Below are 21277 nucleotides of genomic sequence, written 5' to 3'. Positions count from 1 at the left end.
AGCCTGGTTCATTTGATATCGTAGCTTGTATTCTACCATACTTCAGAGCACTGGTCACCTGCTTGGCATGGCTTCGCCCTTGCATCGCCAACATCCACACCCACTCCCTTGCTAGTATCGATGATTTTGATGCCGCACTCGACCTTTCTTTGACTTTCTGGACCTCAGGCACTACAATGGATTCAGGTAAACAGCACATTGAAGACACATCCAGTGACCTTGCCGTCTTAAGGAATAGATATATTATGTCAACACAGGATACAGAGAAACAGGCCAGAGACTTGCAGCAGGCCGAAAAACGTCTCCAGGCTGGCCTTGAAGCATACCATGAAGGGAAACTCGATCAGGCATCCGATGCCTTTAACGACGCGGAAATTCGCTTTCGCCTGAGTGGCGACTTCAAGCGAGCTGGCGATAGCCGCACATTAATCGCTGAAGTACAACGCGAAAATAATGCTTTAGAGCAAGCCATCACTAGTTACCAACGCGCGATCAAGTTCTACCGTGACTCTGAACACCCACTGAGCGAAGCTGCCACGATCCTCTCTGTAGGACATATCGAGCGCCAGCTCGCACACCTGGATCGCGCACAGGATGCCTATCAACAAGCCCAGCAGATCTATCGTGCCCACAAGAATGCTCAAGGAATAGGCAATACAGAACTGGCTCTCGGCCATATAGAACTCCAACGCGGCAATAATGAGTACGCGGCAGAACACTATCAAGATGCCATTCACTTCTATAAAGAAGCAAACGATCGCATTAATCTCGCCGATGCCAGCCGTAGTCTTGCTGATATCCAGCGCATGAAGCGGGACTTTGAGCCCGCGCTGGCAGGCTATCAGCAAGCCCTGACCATTTATCAAGATACAAATGACATCTTTGGGACCATCGATGCTCAGCTTGGCATGGCACGCATCTACCTCGAACGCGAACAACTCGAAACTGCATCAAATCTCTTCGCCGAAGCCTTTAAGACCTCGAACTCACTCGAATACGAATTGGGAGAGGCAGACGCTGATCTCGGTCTGGCGGAAGTCATGCTCCTCCAGAACGAAGTTGGGCAGGCCCTGATTGGCGCGCAAAGCGCCCTCGACCTTTACACAAAACAACATAATGCGCTTGGGAATGCCAACGCCAATCGCGTTCTTGGCGAAATCAACCTGCGCCGTGGGCAGCTTACATACGCGAACTCACTACTAGAGCGCGCCGCCCGCACATACAAAGCAATTGCTTATCTCATTGGACAGGCCGAGACTGCTGTGGATCAGGCCGAAGCCCAGTATCGCAGTGGCTTTCTTGAGAGTGCTCTAAAGATGTTCGATAACGCGCGTGCTCAAGCTCATAAACTACAAAATATTCTGGTAGAGGGACACGCGATTCTTGGTATTGCCAATACCTATCAACAGATGGGACGCTTTCAACAGGCACGTAATGCCTATACTGAGGCCCAGGAGCGTTGCCAGGAACTCGATCCGCTTACTAGCGCTAGCCTAAGAGCGCAAATCGCGCTTGGTACAGCTCAACTTTTCATTTATGGAGGCGAGCTTCATGAGGCTGAGCGTTTGGCACAGTCGGCCCAAGAGGCTATTCAGCAAAATAAGCTAGCACAGAATCTTCAACCCCTGGTTGAGCTAGTGCTAGGAAAGCGCCTCCTGACAAGCGGTGATTTTTCCGAGGCGCAGCAATCCTTCACTCGCTCTCAAGAGCAAGCCGAGAAATTCCAGGAGCCATTAATAGCAGCCCAGGCACTTCTCGGGCTTGGACAGGTTCAGCTCGCGAGCGATGAGCTTGATGCGGCAAGTGAAACCTTCCTCGCGGCTGGTCGTCAATTCCAACTGGTAGAGAGCCTTGAAGGTGACGGCTCTGCCGTTCTAAGCCTCTCACAGGTCAACATCGCTAAACAATCCTGGGATGAAGCTATCAATAACGGTGACGCCGCTATTACACGCTTCAAACAGGCTGGAAACATTCTTGGACTTGCCGACGCCTTCTTAAGCCGTGGGCTGGCGAAGCGTGGACAAGATGAGCTCGATGCGGCTCTCACCGACTTTGAAGAAGCTCTTCGCCTCTATCATCAGGCTCGTCGCCCCCTTGGTGTCGTAGACACACGTTCAGCGCGAGCGGGCATTTATCTGCTCCGCAATGAACTTGAACGGGCGCGTGACGAAGAAACTAAAGCGCTTACCCAGGTCGAGCATGTTATGAATACGCTCAGCCAGCCCGAGCATTGGAGTAAGTTCTTACGCCAGTACGCGGACCTTTACGCGCTTACCGCTGTCACTGATCTACGCCGTGATCAGAATGAGCAGGCTCGGATTTTGGTACACAATTTCGCTCGCATCGCAGGTAGCCAGGAGATCGTTACGCGCCTCAAACTCTATGCCAATGAGATCTCAACCAGTGATGAAGAGTTGTCAGACGATGAGAAACAGGCCAATAAAGATCTGATCCGCCACATTGAACAACTTTACAAAGGTCTTTAAGGATAGACAGCAAGCTTTGCTCGTATATGGGCAACAGAGTTGCTTTGAGCAAAAGTGAGAGGCCCTCATTGGAGGTCGTAGGGATATTGTAAAAGAGGGCCCAATCGTGAGAAAATGTAGGGGAATCAGGGCAAAGCACACCAACTGGAAATAGTGAAGTTGATATACAGGGGCAAGGGACATGCGCAGACATGCCAGGCAGCCCTATATCGGAAGGAATCAGCGTTATGGCAATCCAATTCTTACGCGGCAACTCACGTGCCCCCAAAGGGCATGCCATCTTCATTGTGCGCAACCGTAGTAACACACAGAATATTTTCTGCACTTACTGCGTCATACCGCCCATACCGATGTCTATCGCAAAATATATTCCTCCGCTACTCGCAGCCCAACTTCCCACCGAGGAGCTACAGGATAGCGATGCCATCACTGGTATGCCGATTCCTCCCATTCCCGAAGAGGGGCAGAACCTGGAATATCTGGAAATGCTCGCGGAATATCGAGACGACGATCTCTGCGAGATTGGAACCGTTAGTTCCAAAGACGATATGTCACGTATGAATCTCGCGGCAGAGGGATGCCAGGAATATGGACAACTCTACGCTTCATATATCGCCAATCTTCAGACCCAGAAACGCACTGAATCACACTTCACTATGGAAGAGTTGGATGCCGATTCCCTGGTGCTTCATGCCATGCCAGATCGCCAAAAATTGGCGGAACTTGGCAAACTTATCGGAACTGCCCGCTACGCGATAGGTGGTCATGATCAGAAACTCTTGCGCGAAACCGAGCAAAAAATGCTCAGCCTTTCGCAAACGTTGGCCGAGAAATATCGCGGTGGCGAATTAGTAGCAGCAGCGATCTCTTCTAGTGAGCGAGGGAGCAAGCTCTCCGAACTCTATCTGAGTCGAGCTTATAAACTCCTCGACGAGGAGTATGCCGATATTCCCGACATTGAAAAAGCCATTCGTGAATTGAAAGACGCAAGCTAGCTTCCAGGCAGCTTACGCCGCATTATCACAACCGCAAGCGCTGCTTGCGGTTGTGATACGATGCACTCATTCAAGCAAAGACTCCTCAGCGCTAAAGCGTTTCGCAGGGGTCAGGGGATATCGTTGGGAACCCAACGATATCCCCTGACCCCTGCGAAGCCACCGTAGGTGGCGAGGGTCCTGAACATCTACTAAGGTGTTATCTATTTTTTGTAGGAGCTATCTATGGCACAAGTTGAAATGAGAGTCGACCTCTCAAGCGTGCTTAACGCAGCACTTGAGGAAAATACAGAGAAGATTATCGCCAGCGGGCGTGAACTTTTACAGGATACCAACTCCCCCGATGTTCTACTTGGGCGCCTGGGAATGATCGCAGTACACGGTGATAAAGATGGACATCCATCAAGCACGCTGGGAACTGCCGCGATGCTGAGCAGGCTGATTCACTTTATGCCAGAGCCAGTCAACTCCACCATTCCGGTAAAGGAGCGCGCTCTTCCTATCTTTGTGCAGGCCGTAAAGACGGCGAGTGCCGCCCTCCGCGCGGGTTCCAAAGTAGAGCCATCCTATCCAGAGCCGCTCTTCCCCAGCGATCTCGGCGAGAAAGAGACAGTCAACGAGGCGATGCGCAAGGCGGTCCATAACAATGACACTTCTGGCGTAGAGCGCCTGCTCTTCGGACTCTATGGTTCAGGCGCAGATTACCGCACAATGGAAGCCCGTATTGTCGAGAGTATCGCCGATACCTTTCAGGATGGCGGACATCCAATGATCTTCGCGGTTCGTGGTTTCCAACTCCTCGATGCCGTAGAATGGGGAGACCGTGTTCCCAATATCCTGCACTGGCTCACGCCCCACCTCCCGCTGAGCCCCACTGGCAACGAACCAACTTGGATCAAAACAGTACGCACCTTCGCGTCCAAGCCTGAGAATAGCATGAAGAGCGTACGAACACGCCTCTCTACTCCCAAGGATGAGAACGCGCTTGAACTGTACAAGCTACTGAGCAGCAACGTAGACACCACGCAGGTTTGCCAGGGTGTATATGATACCGTCATCAAAAAGGAAGTCTCACCGCGCGCAGCCGCTTCTGTTATCGCGCTCGCAGCAGCCGATCTCCTATGCACGCTAGACAACGTTGATCATCAGCAGTACCTCGCTATCGCTCATGGACTCCTCTATGCGGCGGCGGTTCGTCAGATGATGCGCCGGGTACAGGATGTCGAAATCTTGCCTTCACTCTATACCGCTGCGGCCTATATCAACGCTCTTTACCAGGAGGTCTCCAGTTCTCCGATGCAGCAGACCGAGCCAACGCCAGCGGGTACAATCCCTGGTGGCGGTTTCATTGCAGGCTCTCAGCTTGAAACACTTCAGGACCAATTGAAGAGCCGGGACTTCGCCGGAGCACTGGCTACAGCTCAGCGCTATCTTAAGGTTGGACATGATCCACGCGCGCTCTTCGGTGCCATCGCCATTGCCGCTGGACATGTTGATGCCACTCAGGACCAGGGTCAAACCCTTCAGGTAGTGCAAGCTGCTGCTGAAGAGTATATGGCCTGGCCCAAGGCACTCGCGCAGACCAACACTGACGCGTTTATTCATGTTGCGCTTCATGCCATTATCAGCGGCCCCCAGGACCCGAAGGTCGCTCAACTGTAATCAACGAGCAACAAAAAACTTAGAAGTATATAGCAATTTTCGCCCAGATGTGTCTTCGAACAGGCACGTAGAGCGTCCTATATACTATAGGGTCACAATATGATCCCTCGCCACAGACGGTGGATCGTTGGGGTTAATGTAATAGGCAGTAAGGGGATGTGATATGGCGGTTTGCCTGGACAAACCGCCATATCACATCCCCTTACCCCGCGAAGCGCTTATGTGCAGAGGAATATCCGGCGAGAAGCGGCCTGAGTGATCATCAATAAAGCCATAAAGGAGTCGGCTTCATGTTTCCGATTGGGAAAGTCCATTTCACCCGGTTGCTCATACATACAGTGAGCCTATGCGCGCTACTCTTCCTTTTCAGCGCATGTAGTCTCTTCGGCGGAAACTCGCAACAGACCATGAAGGTCTCCGCAGATAAACAAATCTACACCCTCCCTCAGGTTGGCATTACAGATCTTGACACGCTTGATCCAGCCCTGGCTCATGATGATGCATCCATCCACGCTGCCCAGATGCTCTATACGGGCCTGGTACAGCTCAACAACAAGCTGGAAGTCATCCCTCAACTGGCACAAAGCTGGCAGCGCAGTGGCGACGGCCTGACGTGGACCTTCAAGCTCAAACCTAATCTCAAATTTAGCGATGGGACAGCACTCACCTCGGCTGATGTCGCCTATAGCCTCAATCGAGCCCTCAATCCTACAACACAGTCTACCGTTGCGCCACTTTATCTCAATATCATCAAAGGCGCGGATCAGGTGATCGCTGGTCGCAGCCAAACTCTAAGTGGTATTCGCACCCCAGACCGCAATACCATTGTGATCACTACTGCTCAGCCCACGGCCTATCTGCTCTCACGATTGACAATGAGTTGCGCCTTTGTGGTCGAAAAGAGTCTGATCGATAAATATGGCGCGCAATTTACGGACCACCTGAGTCAGGCCGGGAGTTCTGGACCTTTTAAAGTCGCAGAATACAGACATGGTCAGGCCATCACTTTCTCACCCAATACCAATTACTACAATCCTAAACCACAACTACAAAAAGTTATCTTCCGCTTTTATCAAACCAATGAAGATGCCTATAAAGCCTATATGAATCGCCAGATAGATACCGCAAATGTGCCAATCAACAATTTGCAGAATGACAAGAAACGGAAAGACTTTCATCAACTGCCGCAACTCTGGACCAATTACTATACGATGAACTATTTGACCAAGCCCTTTGACAATATCAAGATTCGCCAGGCATTTGCTCTCGCGATAGATAAGCAGGCTATTGCCCAGAACATCTGGAAAGGTAGCACTATTGCGACTAACCATCTTCTGCCCCAGGGACTAAAAGAGTATAACGATAAGCTCACTGGTCCTGATGGCACCCAAAATCTGAGGGGCAATGCCCAGAAAGCACAGGAGCTATTGAAAGAAGGACTTAAGGAAGAGAATATCGCGAGCGTCTCCGACCTGCCTGATATTCAACTAACCTACGCAACCGGCATTGCCACTACGCAACAAGAGGTTCAGGTCGTCATTCAGCAAATCCAGAAGGCCCTCAATATTACTATCAAGCCGAATCCCGTGGACTACAATACCTTGTTAGATCAGGTAACCGCCTCAACTATGAACGATCAGGGCCTACAATTCTGGGCTCTTTCCTGGATTGGAGAATATCCCGATCCTCAAAACTGGCTGACGTACCAGTTTGGCAAGGGAAGTGTCAACAACAATATGAATTATGGACAGAATTTTGGCACAAGCGCGGCTCGCCAACAGGCAGTACAGGACCAACTCGCCAAAGCTGATAGCTCACCAAATGGACGAGCTCAAAGCTACCAGCAGACGGAGCAACAACTGATCAATGATGTCGCCTGGATACCAACAGGGCAGGAGACCTCTATCTTTCTGCGTACAACCGATATCGTAGGCATCATTGATAATAGTCAGGGAATCATTCCCCCTGATGACTGGTCCATCATCTACCGTGTCCAGGCTGGCTAAAACCATCTGGTACACACATCTTTCTCCGAACAGCGTTCGCAAACCCATACAATGTTCATTTTGCGAACGCTGTTTTCTCTTTAGCACAAAACCATTTCATCTGGAACTGGTGAGAAGCGGCGCCCATTGCTTTCCTGCCTCTCTATTGTTTAGCACATCCAGCCAACCAATGACCACCTGTCAGATACCTCTTCACATACTGCAACCATAAGAGTCTAACCGACAAAGAGGTACAATACAAAGAGGCAACTAGTTGCCCCTGCAAAGTAAAAGTGACTGGTGGAGAACACATTTATTTCTTGCCGTGCTCTTCGCGGCAAGGGGGAGTATTTGCCATGAAGGTATGCCAGAGATACACTCGAGGCCCGCTCGCTATGGCTTGTATCTTGTTACTTTTGCTCTCAGCGGCTTGCGCGAATACCAGCGCGACCAGCGGAAAAGAGAGTAAGGCTACCAATGATAAACAGATTGCTATCTTGCCCATTAGCGGCATTGCAGATATTCAGACGTTTGATCCAGGGCTAACAACTGACCTGACCTCCGCTGGCGCGATTTCAATGGTCTTCACAGGCCTGGTCCAACTCAACGATAAGCTAGAGGTTTATGGTGAACTCGCCCAGTCGTATCAACAGAGCGACGATGGGCTGAGCTGGACCTTCAAGCTCAAGCCCAATGTGAAGTTTAGCGATGGTAGCCCATTGACTTCGGAAGACGTCGCCTATAGCCTGGATCGCGCGCTTCAGCCCTCGCTAAAATCGACGACCGCGCCCATCTATCTAAGCCTCATCAAAGATGCCGATAAATTACAAAAAGGCAGCATCAAGACGCTCATTGGCGATAGTATCCTGACTCCCGATTCCTCAACCATCGTTCTACAAACCACGCGCCGAGCGCCCTATTTTCTCCAGGCCCTGACCTATGCCTGCTCATATGTTGTACAGAAGCATCTGGTCACAAAGTATGGCAACAACTGGACCGCACATCTAGAAGAAGGAGCTGGCTCAGGTCCATGGATTGTCTCTCGCTATACCAGAGGCACTGAGATCGTCTTCACGCCCAATCCCAACTATTATGGCCCCAAGCCACAGCTAAAAAGAGTGGTCATGCCTTTCTATCGAACAGGAGATACAGTCTATAAAGCTTACCAGAGTGGGCAGGCCAACGCAGCCCCTGTACCCACCGCTCAACTTAGCTCTGCCAGAGCCCTCCCCCAGAAGCAATATCATAGCGAACCACAACTCTCGCTCTTCTACTATGGGATGAACTATCTAACCAAACCATTCAATAATACCAAGATCCGTCAGGCATTCGCCCTGGCAATTGATAAAGATAAGATAGGACACTACATTTACAAAGACACTGTCATACCTACCAACCATATCGTGCCGCAGGGTATGCCAGGCTATAATGCGAACCTGACGGGTCCCCTTGGTGTCAAGCAGACCAGCGGCGATCCCGCGAAGGCCAAACAACTCTTTGAGGCAGGAATGAAAGAGGAACATTACACCACCTCAACATTCCCGCCAGTGACACTCACTGTCGCGACAACTGGCTCAGCCACCGGTCGAGCGGAATATGCCGCCGTCCAGCAGATGTGGAAAAATGTTCTGGGCATTCATGTCAGGATTCAGGAAGAAGATTTCAACAAATTGCTTACTGATATCGCGGCAACCTTGAATAATCCCAATGGCCTCCAACTATGGAAGATTGGCTGGATCGCTGATTATCCAGACCCCCAGGACTGGCTCTCGCTTCAGTTCGCTCGCGACTCAGAGAACAATAGCGTCAACTATGGGCAGAACCACTCACGCACTGCCAACCAGCAACAACTGGTACAAGCACAATTGGAGACCGCTAATAGTAATGCTGATCAGCAGCAGCGCTTGCAACAGTACGCACAGGCAGAGCAACAAATCGTCAACGACGTTGGCTGGCTCCCCGTCTTCCAGGCTCAGAGCTCGAACGTCCGAAAACCATGCCTGAAAGGCGTTCAGGACAATGCGCAAGGGCTAATACCACCGCCAGATTGGAGCATGATCTACATATCAACAAATACAATCTGCGCCAAAACTGATACCTATCGTTAGTCCTTCCGCGCCCCATTTAGAAGCCCCAACATTACACAGAGAAAGCAGGGAGTGCCTGGATTGCCAATGGCAATCCAGGCACTCCCTGCTTTCTCTTCATCAAAAGGTCACGAGAGCACCGCCAGAGTGGTTGTTATTTTCCATCAAAGCGATTGCAAATACTTTTTATAGATCTTGCTATTTTTAGCGATATATTATAGACTAGTTAAACGCAAGTATATGCGTTCTGATTACTCCTGCAAAAGAGTCATACACTTAAAGTTCTCATATCGGACATTAAACTTCTACCAAAAAAGGTCTATCTCTGCCTTACCCAATATCAGCACATTTGCATGCGTGATTTATTCGGGATCTATCTATGAGAAAACCAGACCGCAAAGCACGCGTTTCGAAAGGAACGTTGGTTTTCACATAGAAAACGTAGGGGTGAAAGTGGAAAGTTACTGTTCTTTTGCGTGAGCCTAGTACTACTTGTTGTTTGGGGAGAAGTGGCAAAGCCTAGCTTGCTTATTTATAAACGCAAGACAGGTTGGTCAGGAGCCCATGCTCATATCTGGCAGCCAGTTCTCATCCATTCTTTGCACAAGGAGATCTCTATCTATGAAACTCAGCAAGCAACGTGCTGGTGTGTTTCTGCCCGCTGTGCTAATCCTGCTAGCGATGCTCATTGTCGCCTGTGGTGGCTCCTCCAGCGGTGCCGGTAAGGGAAGCAAGCTCCCTGACGATCAACAGATCTACGTTCTTCCCGAGGCAGGTGTCTCTGATGTAGCCACACTTGATCCAGCCCTATCAACCGATGTACCATCGAATGACTCTATTTCATTGATGTTTACCGGGCTGGTCCAGCTTGACAAAGATCTCAAGGTTTATCCCGAACTGGCGAAGTCATGGACCACTTCTTCCGACGGCAAGACATGGACTTTCAAGCTGCGCGATGACCTCAAGTTCAGCGATGGCAATCCTATCACTGCCGATGATGTGGTCTATAGCATCGACCGCGCCCTTGATCCTAAGACCAAGTCAACCGTCGCCTCGACCTACCTGGCTCTGGTTAAGGATGCAACCAAGCGTTCAAAAGGCACGGTCAAAACCTTGATCAATGATAGTCTCTTCGCTTCCGATCCTACCACAGTCAAGATCGTTACTGAGCAGCGCGCGCAGTATTTCCTTGACGCTCTGACCTACTCGACCTCTTATGTGGTTGAGAAGAGCTTCATCGAGAAGTATGGCGAAGGTGAGTGGCTCAAGCACCTGGACCAGGGTGGCGTTTCTGGACCCTTCAAGCTGGAGAAGCATGTCTCCGGGCAGCAGATCAGCTTTGTGCCTAACGAAAACTACTGGGGCCCCAAGCCACAGTTGAAGAAGGTTGTCTTCCCCTTCTACAAAGATGGCCCAACGGCCTACAAGGCCTACCAGGCCAATCAGGTTGACCAGGCTGCCGTGCCTACCGCCAATCTGGCCCAGGCTCGTGCTCTCCCTGACAATCAGTTCCGTCAGGCGCCAAAGCTCATCATCGACTACTACACGATGAACTATCTGGCTAAGCCGTTCAACAACATTAAGATTCGTCAGGCCTTCGCGCTTTCCATTGATAAAGATATGATTGCCCAGAACATCTACAAGGGCTCGTATATCGCTACCAATCATATCGTACCAAAGGGTATGCCCGGTTATAACGAGAACCTCAAGGGACCTGCCGGTGTCGCGAGCACCAAAGGCGACAAGACGTTGGCTAAACAGCTCCTTGAGCAGGGTATGCAGGAAGAGGGTTACACTCTCTCCAACTTCCCGGCTGTGACTCTGACAGTTGCTACCAGTGGCTCACCAACGGCTAAGAATGAGCTTTCATTCTTGCAGAGCCAGTGGAAAGAGGCCCTGGGCATCAACGTCACCATCAATGACGAAGACTTCAATAAGCTTCTTGACGACACCAGCGCTACTCATGGTAACCCCAAGGGCATGCAGATGTGGGGTATCGCCTGGAACGCGGACTATCCCGATGCTCAGGACTGGCTGAGCCTCCAGTTCGGCGATAACGACTACAATCAGAGCAACTATGGCAAGGGAGACTCCGCAGATGTCGCGACGCAGCGCCAGATGCAGAAGCTTATGACTACCGCCGATGGTAACAAGAACGATGCCGAGCGCATACAGCAGTACAATAAGATCGAGCAGCAACTCGTTGATGATGCGGCCTGGATCCCCACTCATCAGCGCCAGAGCTCCACGGTCGTGAAGCCCTGCATCCAGGGTCTTGTACCTAATGCTCAGAGCATCTTCCCACCACAGGATTGGGCAAACATCTACAAGACGAATGCCAACTCCTGCGCGAACGTCAACCCTTACAAATAAGTAGTTCAGAGGGAAATTACAGTTTCCCTTAACCACTGCTTTGTGAGAGGAGGTGGTGAGCAATATCGCTCACCACCACTTTTTATTATCACCGCAATACAGCAGCGCTCAGCGGTCTTGCCCCACATATAGACACATAGCTTCAGCCTGCGCTACACTCTCACTCAATCTATTTACCCCGCGCTATAGGTACACTATCTGCCAGCATAAGCCTTCCAGCAACGGCATATTTCCCAGGACAATACAGACCAAAAACCTCTACTTTAAGAGATTTTGCCAGATTTTGCTTGAAATCGATGAGAGATTCCGTAAGCGCCATACGTAATTACACACAAGAGTTATGTTTTTGGGCCCCAATCTGTTTAGTAAAAGAGGGAAAGGCGGCAGCGACTCGTACATATTCGAGAGACGTGAAGTTATTAAAGATATCGTCTTACATACGAAGTGTAATTTCCGTTTCGATTTTTATTTCTCGCATTAACTTAATGCACAGAAATAGCGTTTACCGGGTCGCTGATGTCAATCCATGACTACCTTTTTCTACTACAGATAGAACCAGAGCACTAGCTCAAAGGATCTCAAGGATGTCTCCTCACCCCTCTATTAGGGGAGGCATCACCTTGAAGAGCAACTCCATGATGCTGTCGACATTTTGTGGAAATGCTCAGACGTACTGTCCTTCTAATGAGGAGTATTTAGATGCAACCTGGCAAGAAACTGGCCGGAAAGTTTCTCCCGGCGATTTTGATTCTGCTGGCAATGCTCATAGTCGCTTGCGGCGGCAACTCAGGCGGCACCACCACTGGCAACAAAGCCTCGGAAGACAAGCAGATTTACGTTTCACCCATTGCCGGACTCTCCGATGTTGCGACACTCGATCCTGCTATCTCAACTGACTCCGCATCTATTGACGCCATTGACATGATGTTTGTGGGTCTGGTTCAGCTCAATGACAAGCTAGAGGTCTATGGTGAGCTGGCTCAGTCCTGGACCACATCAGAAGACGGACTAACCTGGACCTTCAAACTGCGCGATGGCATCAAGTTCAGCGACGGCAACCCCATCACCGCTGATGATGTGGTCTTCAGCATCGACCGCGCTCTCAAGCCAGAGCTCAAATCCACCGTTGCTCCAGCCTACCTGGCGCTTATCAAAGACTCCGACAAGCGCTACACTGGCAAAGTCAAGACCCTGATCAATGACAGCCTCTTCGCCGTCGATCCCACCACGGTCAAGATCGTTACCACTCAGCGCGCTCAGTACTTCCTCGACGCCCTGACATACTCGACCTCCTATGTGGTAGAGAAGAGCTTTGCCGAGAAGTATGGCGATGCTGACTACTTCAAGCACCTTAACGAAGGCGGTGCCTCTGGCCCATTCATCCTCGACCAGCACATTAGCGGGCAGCAGATCAGCTTTGTACCTAACAAAAATTACTGGGGCCCCAAGCCACAGTTCAAGAAAGTTGTTAACCCCTTCTACAAAGATCCTCAGACCGCGTACAAAGCCTACCAATCCAATCAGGTTGACACTGCTGGTGTCCCAACTGCCAACCTGGACCAGGCCCGAACCCTCCCCAACGGGCAGTTCCGCCAGGCTCCACAGCTAGCAATTGACTACTACGCGATGAACTTCCTGGTCAAGCCATTCAATAACATCAAGATTCGCCAGGCCTTCGCGCTCGCCATCGATAAAGACACGCTCGCGAACAGCATCTATAAGGGCTCACGTATCGCGACCAACCATATTGTTCCTCAGGGACAGCCTGGTTATAACGAGAACCTCAAGGGCCCCGCTGGTGTCACAGGCACCAAGGGAGATAAGGCACTCGCCAAACAACTCCTACAGCAAGGTATGCAGGAAGAGGGTTACACTCTCTCCAACTTCCCCGCCATAACCCTGACAGTTGCGACCAGTGGCTCACAGACCGCGAAGAACGAGTTCCAGTACGTTCAGAGTCAGTGGAAAGAGGCTCTCGGTATCAACGTAACGATCAACGATGAGGACTTCAATAAGCTCCTCGATGATACCGCCGCCGCGCATAACAACGCCAAGGGCCTCCAGATGTGGGCCATTGCCTGGATCGCGGACTATCCCGATCCTCAGGACTGGACCAGCCTGCTCTTCGGTAAAGACTCGACATACAACCAGAGCAACTTCGGTCAGAACCAGTCCAAAGAAGCGTCCGCAGAGCTGCAGATACAGGCCTTGATGGCAACCGCCGATGGTAATCAGAATGCCACCGAGCGCATGCAGCAGTACAATCAGATTGAGCAGAAGCTCGTCGAAGATGCCGCCTGGATTCCCAGGTTGCAGCGTAAGAGCTCCTATGTGCTCAAGACCTGTGTCAAAGGTGTTATCGATAATGCCCAGGGTCTAACGCCTCCTCAGGATTGGAGTAACCTCTACAAATCCACCGACGCCACCTGCGGCAATACCAACTCTTATAAGTAACAACCGTTACTAAAAAGCGAGCCCGCGCTGGTAATAACCAGTGTGGGCTCCATTCTTAAGCGCCTCATTTGCCAGAACAGATCCGTCTATCCCCCTTCCGGCTCATATATGCACATATTTATTTTCATCAAATTATGACAATAAAGAAAGAATGTCTTTTATCCTAAAGGTATAGCTTGGTTCATAACAGAGGCTACAAGTGTATTCAGGAAGAGATAGATGCCTGCTCTCCTTCATGTTCACATTGCTCTGTCTTCTCTTGATTCTCTGCACCAACTGGATCTATCCCAGATCAGATGCACATTCACAGCAAGCAAGAGACAAGCAGATTTTCATCTGGCCCATAGCAGGCACTTCAGATATTACAACTCTTGACCCGGCTCTCAATAGCGATGGCTACTCCAGTCAAGCTATCCAAATGGTCTTTACAGGTCTGGTGCAACTCAATAACAAACTAGAAGTTGAGCCCCAGCTTGCCCAGAGCTATGCCCGAGAACCAACCACGAATGGCTTCATCTGGACCTTCCGTCTGCGCCCTCACCTGACCTTCAGCGATGGCACCGCTCTCACAGCCCATGACGTGATATGGAGCATCGATCGTGCTCTTCAACCTGAAACAGGATCAAACGTGGCAATGCTCTATCTTGGCCTCATCAAGGATGCGGAAAAGCTTGATAGTGGTAACGTACAAACTCTGATTGGAGACAGCCTCTTCGCTCCAGACCCCATGACCGTCAAAATAATTACGACAACAGGGGCCCCATATTTTCTCAGCGCTCTCACCTATCCAACCTCATATGTCGTGAATCCCAGACTTATTGAACGGTACAAAGAAACATGGACAGAACATATACCAGAAGGGGCGGGAGCAGGCCCATTTCAGGTCTCCAGTTATACCCATACACGCGACATCCACTTTATAGCGAATCCACACTATTATGGACCACACCCTCAGCTTCACGAAGTAATTATGCCTTTCTATCCCAGTAGCGAAGCACTTTATCAGGCATATCAAAATAATCAGGTAAGCTACGCTACTATCTCTACAACCGATCAGGCGCGAGTGAGCAAGGCTGACAAGATGCAGTTACATAGAACACCTCTCTTATGGACGCAATATATAGCATTCAATTACCTTGCTCGCCCCTTTGATAATATAAAAATTCGTCAGGCCTTCGCGCTGGCCCTGGATAAAGTTCAGCTCACCCAGAACATTAATAAAGGTACTCTCATGCCGACAAATCATATTCTTCCCAAAGGATTGCCCAAATATAATTCGCATGCTCTCGGACCCGCTGGCATACAAAGTCTGCATGGTGATCAACATAAGGCCCAACAACTCTTTAATGAGGGACTAAAAGAGGAGGGGCTGACACGTCAAACGCTTCCACCACTGCGCCTTACCAGCGCCTATACAACAACCCGGCGCAAACAAAACATTGAAGCAATTCAACAGCAATGGAACTCCGTGCTCGGTATTCATGTCAAACTCGACCACGTCAACTTCGCCTCCTTCCAGGCTGCCATTCCAGCTACTCGCCATAACCCTCATGGGCTCATGATGTGGGAAAATAGTTGGGTCGCTAACGTAGCAGACCCCATGATTGGACGACCGCGCTCTTTGGCAAAGACGCCCACGCCAATAACTGGAACTATGGGCAAAACACTTCCCGCACGGCTTTAGCCCAACAGAACAATCAAAATCGCATGCGCAGTGCGGATATTGAAACAGATGACAACAAACGAACTCAACTGTATCAGCAAATAGAACAACAACTGGTTGAGGAGGTTGCCTGGCTTCCCGAGGGACAGCTTATGTCAATGGTCGTTTTGAACCCCTGCGTACATGGTTTCCCCTTTAATGCCATTAGCATCGTCGCGCCCAATGATTGGGCGGGTATCTCAATTTCCCCAAAACAGGCTTGCTCCAATCCTCAATAATCATCTACCTTCACACAGAAACGTAAGACAAACGTCCTATATGGTAAGCGATCAGAAATCATTCTATTCCCGATATTTATGGGTGAGAGGGAGCAAAGCATCTCTTAGACAGTTACTAACAGCATCACTATAATATTTTCAGAAACCAGAGGTTGGTAGACAAATATATCCTCTCAACGCTTGCCAATCATGCAGTCGATAATTCCATATAAGCTGCTAACAGATTGTGAGAATTTCGTTTTTCTGAGCGTATTGTATATAGAGCCCTGCCAAATATATGCTTCTCGCGATGAGAAAATAAAGGTCTTATGCGAAAACCAGCGCCGCCTCATCGGCGGCTAGCGCGAACTCCTTGTATGACCATTTGAGCGCGTCAGCGCTAGCTGCCGTAAGGCAGCGTTAATGGTCGTATTAACAAATCGCGCTCAGGTTTTCTTATAAAGGAGAAGGTCTTCCGCGAAAACCAACGCTGTTGTTGAAAGCTAGCACTCACGCGTCCAGGTTTTCAGAAAAGGAGGATGCTCGATACTCTGGAAATGGTGCACGAGCCAAAAACCAATACAAACTCATCATTTTAGCATGCGTTCTACAATGATAGCAGGTTATAAAAAATATATGTCAAGCCTGACTCCTCATCACATGGGGATATCAAGCACGTAAAAAGATGATAGTTCATATGAGTTAAAAATGGCTCGCCGAGTCAGGATACATCCTTCACAAGTTTCCATAAAGAGAGCATAGTCGCTATCAACTACATAACTTCTTGTGTATAACATCTTAGATGTGGCCTTGAAGGAAGGTATCGATTTGGAAAGGAGCAGCATCTTAGCTTCTATTGCATTTTATATCACATTGCAAGTAGAGCAAAAATTCCTATGAATACTATGAGAGGAGACAAATCTTTGTTACACTCTCACTCATCATTTACACTCCTATCTCAAAGAGTTAGCTTGACATACGCTTCAGCCTAACTTACAATAGACAGCAACTATCCAAAGCCATGCATGGGTAGTCATAATTGGAGATTGTCTATGGATAGGTGCCGTTTCATAGATAACGTACAGTAAGCAAGCAAACTAGATTTCTCACACATGACCTCCTTGGTCGACCTAGGTCTTCTCCGAAAGCCAAATATACTCAGGTTTTCAGATAGAGAGCTAGTACACAAAACCTCGAGTAGGGAGTAAGGGGTACAACATGGTTCAATTCCTCGTAAAGCGGCTAGTTGGGCTCGTCTTTGTGATTCTTTGTGTAACCTTCATAACCTTCATTTTCGGCTATTATGCTCCAGGTGATCCCATCCGTGCCCTCTTAGGACAACACCAGGACCCCGTATTATATGCTCAATTGAAGCATGCATACGGCCTCGATTTGCCCTGGTATCAACAATACTGGAACTTCCTCAGTGGTCTGTTCCGACTAGACTTCGGCTACTCATTCCACACACAGGGAAAGCCCGTCTCTGAGATCATTCTCCAGGGTATTCCAGCTTCAACAGAACTAGGTATCTGGGCTCTAGCGCTAACGCTGCTCCTGGGCATTCCTCTGGGCATTGTTTCAGCGTTAAAAGCCAATAGCTGGCTCGATACCTTGATCATGGGTGGTTCTCTTATTTTCTGGGCCTTACCATCGTTCATTCTCGCCATCTTCGTACAAGTCATCGTCGTCTGGCTTGACAAAGTAACTGGCTATCCCTGGCCGGTAGCCAACTGGGGAACAGTATGGAGCTATAGCTGGGACGACATCCAGTACAAACTTGTTCCTATTATTGTCTTCGCGGCCCTTGGCTTCGCCTTCTACGCACGCTTGACACGTACAACGATGCTGGAAGTACTTCGCCAGGACTATGTTCGCACAGCTCGCGCGAAAGGCTTAAGAGAGCGCATAGTTATTTATCGCCACGCCTTCCGCAATGCTCTGATCCCGCTCATGACGGTGCTTGGCCTTGCAATTGGCACCATCATCGCTGGAGCGTTCTTCATTGAACAGATCTTCAATATCCCGGGCATCGGTGCCACCGGTTTGACCGCGGTAACAGACCGCGATTATCCGGTCATCCAGGCTACAACCGTCCTATTCGCCACTTGTGTTGTATTCGGCAACCTCTTGTCGGATATTTTCTATACGCTTGTAGATCCACGCATCAAAGCCGAGTAGGAGACAGGAGACACGAGATTATGGAAACAAGAGACAAAAACCAGGATGCCTCCCCAGGTATGATCGCACCCGATACCACCTCACCAATGCAGGCTGAAATCGCGGTTGAAACAACTGGTACTGGCGGAACACATCCTGATCTGAGCAAGGCAAAGAAATCACCAACCCCCTTTCAGGATTCCTTGCGCCGTCTACGCCGTGACAAGCGTGCGATGGTGAGCCTGGGGTTGCTTATTTTCTTTATCCTATTACCTATCCTTGGACCACCCATTTACACACACATAGGCAGTACCTACAATAGCACCACACACGGGGCTATCGGGCCTGAGAAGTATCATGACCCCTTCAACCAGGAACTGGATCGTCAGGACGAGGATCCAAGTGGTCAATACTGGATGGGAACTGATGGCCTCGGCCGTGACCTCCTGGCCCGCCTGATGCAGGGCATGCTGATCTCTCTGGTTGTCGCCGTCATCGTTGAGATCATTAATGTTTTGCTCGGTATATCAGTCGGCATTCTCGCGGGCTTCTATGGCAAGTGGATAGATCAGTTCCTCGCCCGCTTCACCGACATTATGTTTGCCTTCCCCGGCTTGCTCTTCTCGATTCTGCTTGCTGGCATCTTTGGCTCATCGGCAGACCAGGTATTTAGCAAAGTACCTCTGATCGGGGCCAATGGTAATGCTCGTCTCGTCCTTGTTTCAATCGCTCTGGCGCTTGTCGGCTGGCCCTTTATGGCACGCCAGGTTCGCGGCCTGACGCTTCAACTTCGCGAACAGCAATTCGTGGAAGCGGCCCGCACCACTGGCACCAGCGACCTCAATATTATCTTGCGCCATATCGTACCCAACCTGTTTAGCATTGTTATCGTGCAGGTAACTCTCGACCTTGGTACAACCATTATCAGTGAAGCTGGCCTGAGCTATCTCGGTCTGGGTGTACAGGCACCCGGTTCCAGTATCGGTCTGATGATTTATGATGCCTCCAACCTGGTCGATACACATCCCTGGGAAGTTCTCATGCCATCAATTGTCTTGACCATTATTGTCCTGAGCTTCTCCTTCCTGGGTGACGGCCTACGTGATGCCTTCGATCCACGATCTAAAGACTAGTTAGCGGAGTAACAGAACGATGACAGCTAATCTGTTGGATGTTAAAAACCTGAAAACCTACTTCTTCACCCGCAGCGGTGTTGTAAAGGCCGTTGACGATGTGTCCTTCTCGATCCAGCCCGGTCAAACACTTGGCATCGTTGGAGAGAGTGGATGCGGAAAAAGCGTCACAGCGCTCTCTATCATGCGCCTGATCTCTACCCCTCCAGGCAAAATTGTTGATGGCGAGATTAACTTTAATGGCGAAAATATTCTGGATAAAAATATGAATGAGCTTACCGACCTGCGCGGAAGCAAAATCTCTATGATTTTCCAGGATCCTATGACCTCGCTCAATCCAGTCTTTAGTGTTGGCTATCAAATCGCGGAGACCGTCAAACGCCACCGCAAAGATGTAACTAATGACCAGGCATGGAAACGAGCTGTTGAAATGCTTGACCTTGTGCGCATTCCAGACGCCAAAGGACGCGCCAAGAATTATCCACACGAGTTTAGTGGTGGCATGCGCCAACGTGTCATGATCGCTATTGCGCTGGCCTGTAACCCACAACTCTTGATCGCGGACGAGCCAACAACCGCTCTGGACGTGACCATTCAGGCTCAGGTTCTCGAACTCATGAAGGGCCTCTCACAGGAATTCGGAACCGCTGTTATGCTTATTACCCATGACCTGGGTGTGGTCGCGGGTACCTGTCAGCACGTAAATGTGATGTACGCCGGGCACGTTGTAGAGTCCGCCCCTGTAAAGCAGATCTTTGACACCCCTGCCCACCCCTATACCATTGGCCTGCTCAAATCTATTCCCCGTCTCGACGATCAACGTGGGGGACGCTTAACTCCTATCGCGGGACAGCCACCCGACCTTGTGAATCCGCCCACTGGTTGCCCATATACAGCCCGCTGCCCACGTGCACAGAGCCGTTGCCACCAGGAATTACCCGTCCTCAAGCCAGTTGGACGCGGCGAACAAGTGGCAGCCTGCTTCTATCCAAACTAAGGGGAAGAAAAAGACCATGGTACAACAGCAAGTACAAGAAGAAAAGAAAATAGGAACCACGCTCGTTGATGTCAAGGGCTTAAAGGTTCACTTCCCAATTAAAGGCGGTCTGCTTAATCGACAGATTGGCGCGGTCAAAGCCGTTGATGGCGTTGATCTGTTCGTCCGCCGTGGTGAGACTCTCGGTCTGGTAGGCGAGAGCGGTTGTGGCAAGAGCACCACTGGTCGCGCCATTCTCCAGCTGATTAAGCCAACCGCAGGCACAGTCAAAGTTGATGGTGTCGAGTTGACAAAGCTCTCACCAAACGACATGCGCCGCAAACGCGCGGAGATGCAGATGGTCTTCCAGGATCCATATGCCTCCCTTGATCCCCGCTATACCATCGGGCAGATCGTCGCGGAGCCCCTGGAAAACTTTAAACGCGGTAACGCCAAACAGATCCAGGAAGAAGTTGCAAGCCTGCTTGAGGTCGTAGGTATTAATCCGCTCTATGTCAACCGCTTCGCGCATGAGTTCAGCGGTGGTCAGCGTCAGCGTATTGGTATCGCTCGCTCTCTGGCACTACGCCCTTCTTTCATCGTAGCGGACGAGCCAGTTTCAGCGCTCGACGTATCGATTCAAGCTCAGGTGCTCAATCTGCTTCAGGACCTTCAGGGGCAGTTTGGCCTGACCTATCTATTCGTCGCGCACAACCTCTCCGTTGTCAAACATATTAGCGACCGCGTAGCAGTGATGTATCTGGGACGCGTTGTAGAGTTGGCAAAGAGCGAATTGCTCTACGAAACGCCTCTCCATCCCTATACCCAGGCCCTCCTCTCAGCGGTTCCTGTGCCCGATCCATTGATTGAGTCACGGCGCAAACGCATCATCCTCGAAGGCGATGTGCCTAGCCCGGTCAATCCTCCTAGCGGCTGTAACTTCCATCCTCGCTGCTGGAAAGCTCAGGCCATCTGCCGCGAGCAAATTCCCATGTTGGAGGAGAAGCAGTCTAACCATTACGCGGCATGCCACTTCCCCGGCTAGCATC

At 50.2% G+C, this 21277-nt stretch carries 13 protein-coding genes; all 13 read left to right on the top strand.

The window, feature by feature from the left end:
* Positions 1–245: 245 nt before the first annotated feature.
* The 13 genes from K3T82_RS17845 to K3T82_RS17785 all read left to right on the top strand — a co-directional run bounded on the left by K3T82_RS17845 (position 246) and on the right by K3T82_RS17785 (position 21273).
* A complete protein-coding gene (locus tag K3T82_RS17845) occupies positions 246–2486 on the top strand; it encodes a tetratricopeptide repeat protein (RefSeq protein ID WP_220194792.1) in 2241 nt (746 codons plus the stop codon).
* A gap of 227 nt (positions 2487–2713) precedes the next feature.
* Complete coding sequence (locus K3T82_RS17840) at positions 2714–3481, top strand: hypothetical protein (RefSeq protein ID WP_220194791.1); 768 nt, start codon at positions 2714–2716, stop codon at positions 3479–3481.
* Positions 3482–3706: 225 nt separating this feature from the next.
* Entirely contained in the window at positions 3707–5143 is a 1437-nt protein-coding gene (locus K3T82_RS17835) for a hypothetical protein (RefSeq protein ID WP_220194790.1), read from the top strand.
* A 290-nt stretch (positions 5144–5433) separates the two neighbouring features.
* A complete protein-coding gene (locus K3T82_RS17830; protein WP_220194789.1) occupies positions 5434–7149 on the top strand; it encodes a peptide ABC transporter substrate-binding protein in 1716 nt (571 codons plus the stop codon).
* Between the two features lie 374 nt (positions 7150–7523).
* On the top strand, positions 7524–9236 hold the full coding sequence (locus K3T82_RS17825) for a peptide ABC transporter substrate-binding protein (protein WP_236031194.1): 1713 nt from the start codon (positions 7524–7526) through the stop codon (positions 9234–9236).
* A gap of 600 nt (positions 9237–9836) precedes the next feature.
* Positions 9837–11588, top strand: a complete 1752-nt coding sequence (locus K3T82_RS17820) for a peptide ABC transporter substrate-binding protein (RefSeq protein WP_220194787.1) — start codon at positions 9837–9839, stop codon at positions 11586–11588.
* Positions 11589–12287: 699 nt separating this feature from the next.
* On the top strand, positions 12288–14042 hold the full coding sequence (locus K3T82_RS17815) for a peptide ABC transporter substrate-binding protein (protein WP_220194786.1): 1755 nt from the start codon (positions 12288–12290) through the stop codon (positions 14040–14042).
* A 235-nt stretch (positions 14043–14277) separates the two neighbouring features.
* A complete protein-coding gene (locus K3T82_RS17810; RefSeq protein ID WP_220194785.1) occupies positions 14278–15726 on the top strand; it encodes a peptide ABC transporter substrate-binding protein in 1449 nt (482 codons plus the stop codon).
* A 23-nt stretch (positions 15727–15749) separates the two neighbouring features.
* On the top strand, positions 15750–15983 hold the full coding sequence (locus K3T82_RS17805; RefSeq protein ID WP_220194784.1) for a hypothetical protein: 234 nt from the start codon (positions 15750–15752) through the stop codon (positions 15981–15983).
* A gap of 1197 nt (positions 15984–17180) precedes the next feature.
* A complete protein-coding gene (locus tag K3T82_RS17800; RefSeq protein WP_220194783.1) occupies positions 17181–18140 on the top strand; it encodes an ABC transporter permease in 960 nt (319 codons plus the stop codon).
* 20 nt (positions 18141–18160) lie between these two features.
* The gene (locus K3T82_RS17795; protein WP_220194782.1) at positions 18161–19252 is read left to right on the top strand and encodes an ABC transporter permease; all 1092 of its coding nucleotides are present in this window, start codon (positions 18161–18163) and stop codon (positions 19250–19252) included.
* Between the two features lie 19 nt (positions 19253–19271).
* The gene (locus K3T82_RS17790) at positions 19272–20249 is read left to right on the top strand and encodes an ABC transporter ATP-binding protein (RefSeq protein WP_220194781.1); all 978 of its coding nucleotides are present in this window, start codon (positions 19272–19274) and stop codon (positions 20247–20249) included.
* Between the two features lie 16 nt (positions 20250–20265).
* Positions 20266–21273: an ABC transporter ATP-binding protein gene (locus K3T82_RS17785; protein WP_220194780.1), complete on the top strand. Its 1008-nt coding sequence runs from the start codon at positions 20266–20268 to the stop codon at positions 21271–21273.
* Positions 21274–21277: the final 4 nt, after the last annotated feature.

This window comes from Ktedonospora formicarum (assembly GCF_016587355.1).
Lineage (GTDB): Bacteria > Chloroflexota > Ktedonobacteria > Ktedonobacterales > Ktedonobacteraceae > Ktedonobacter > Ktedonobacter formicarum.
The sequence above is the reverse complement of the archived record's forward strand: the minus strand, read 5'-3'. Positions and strand labels throughout refer to the sequence as shown.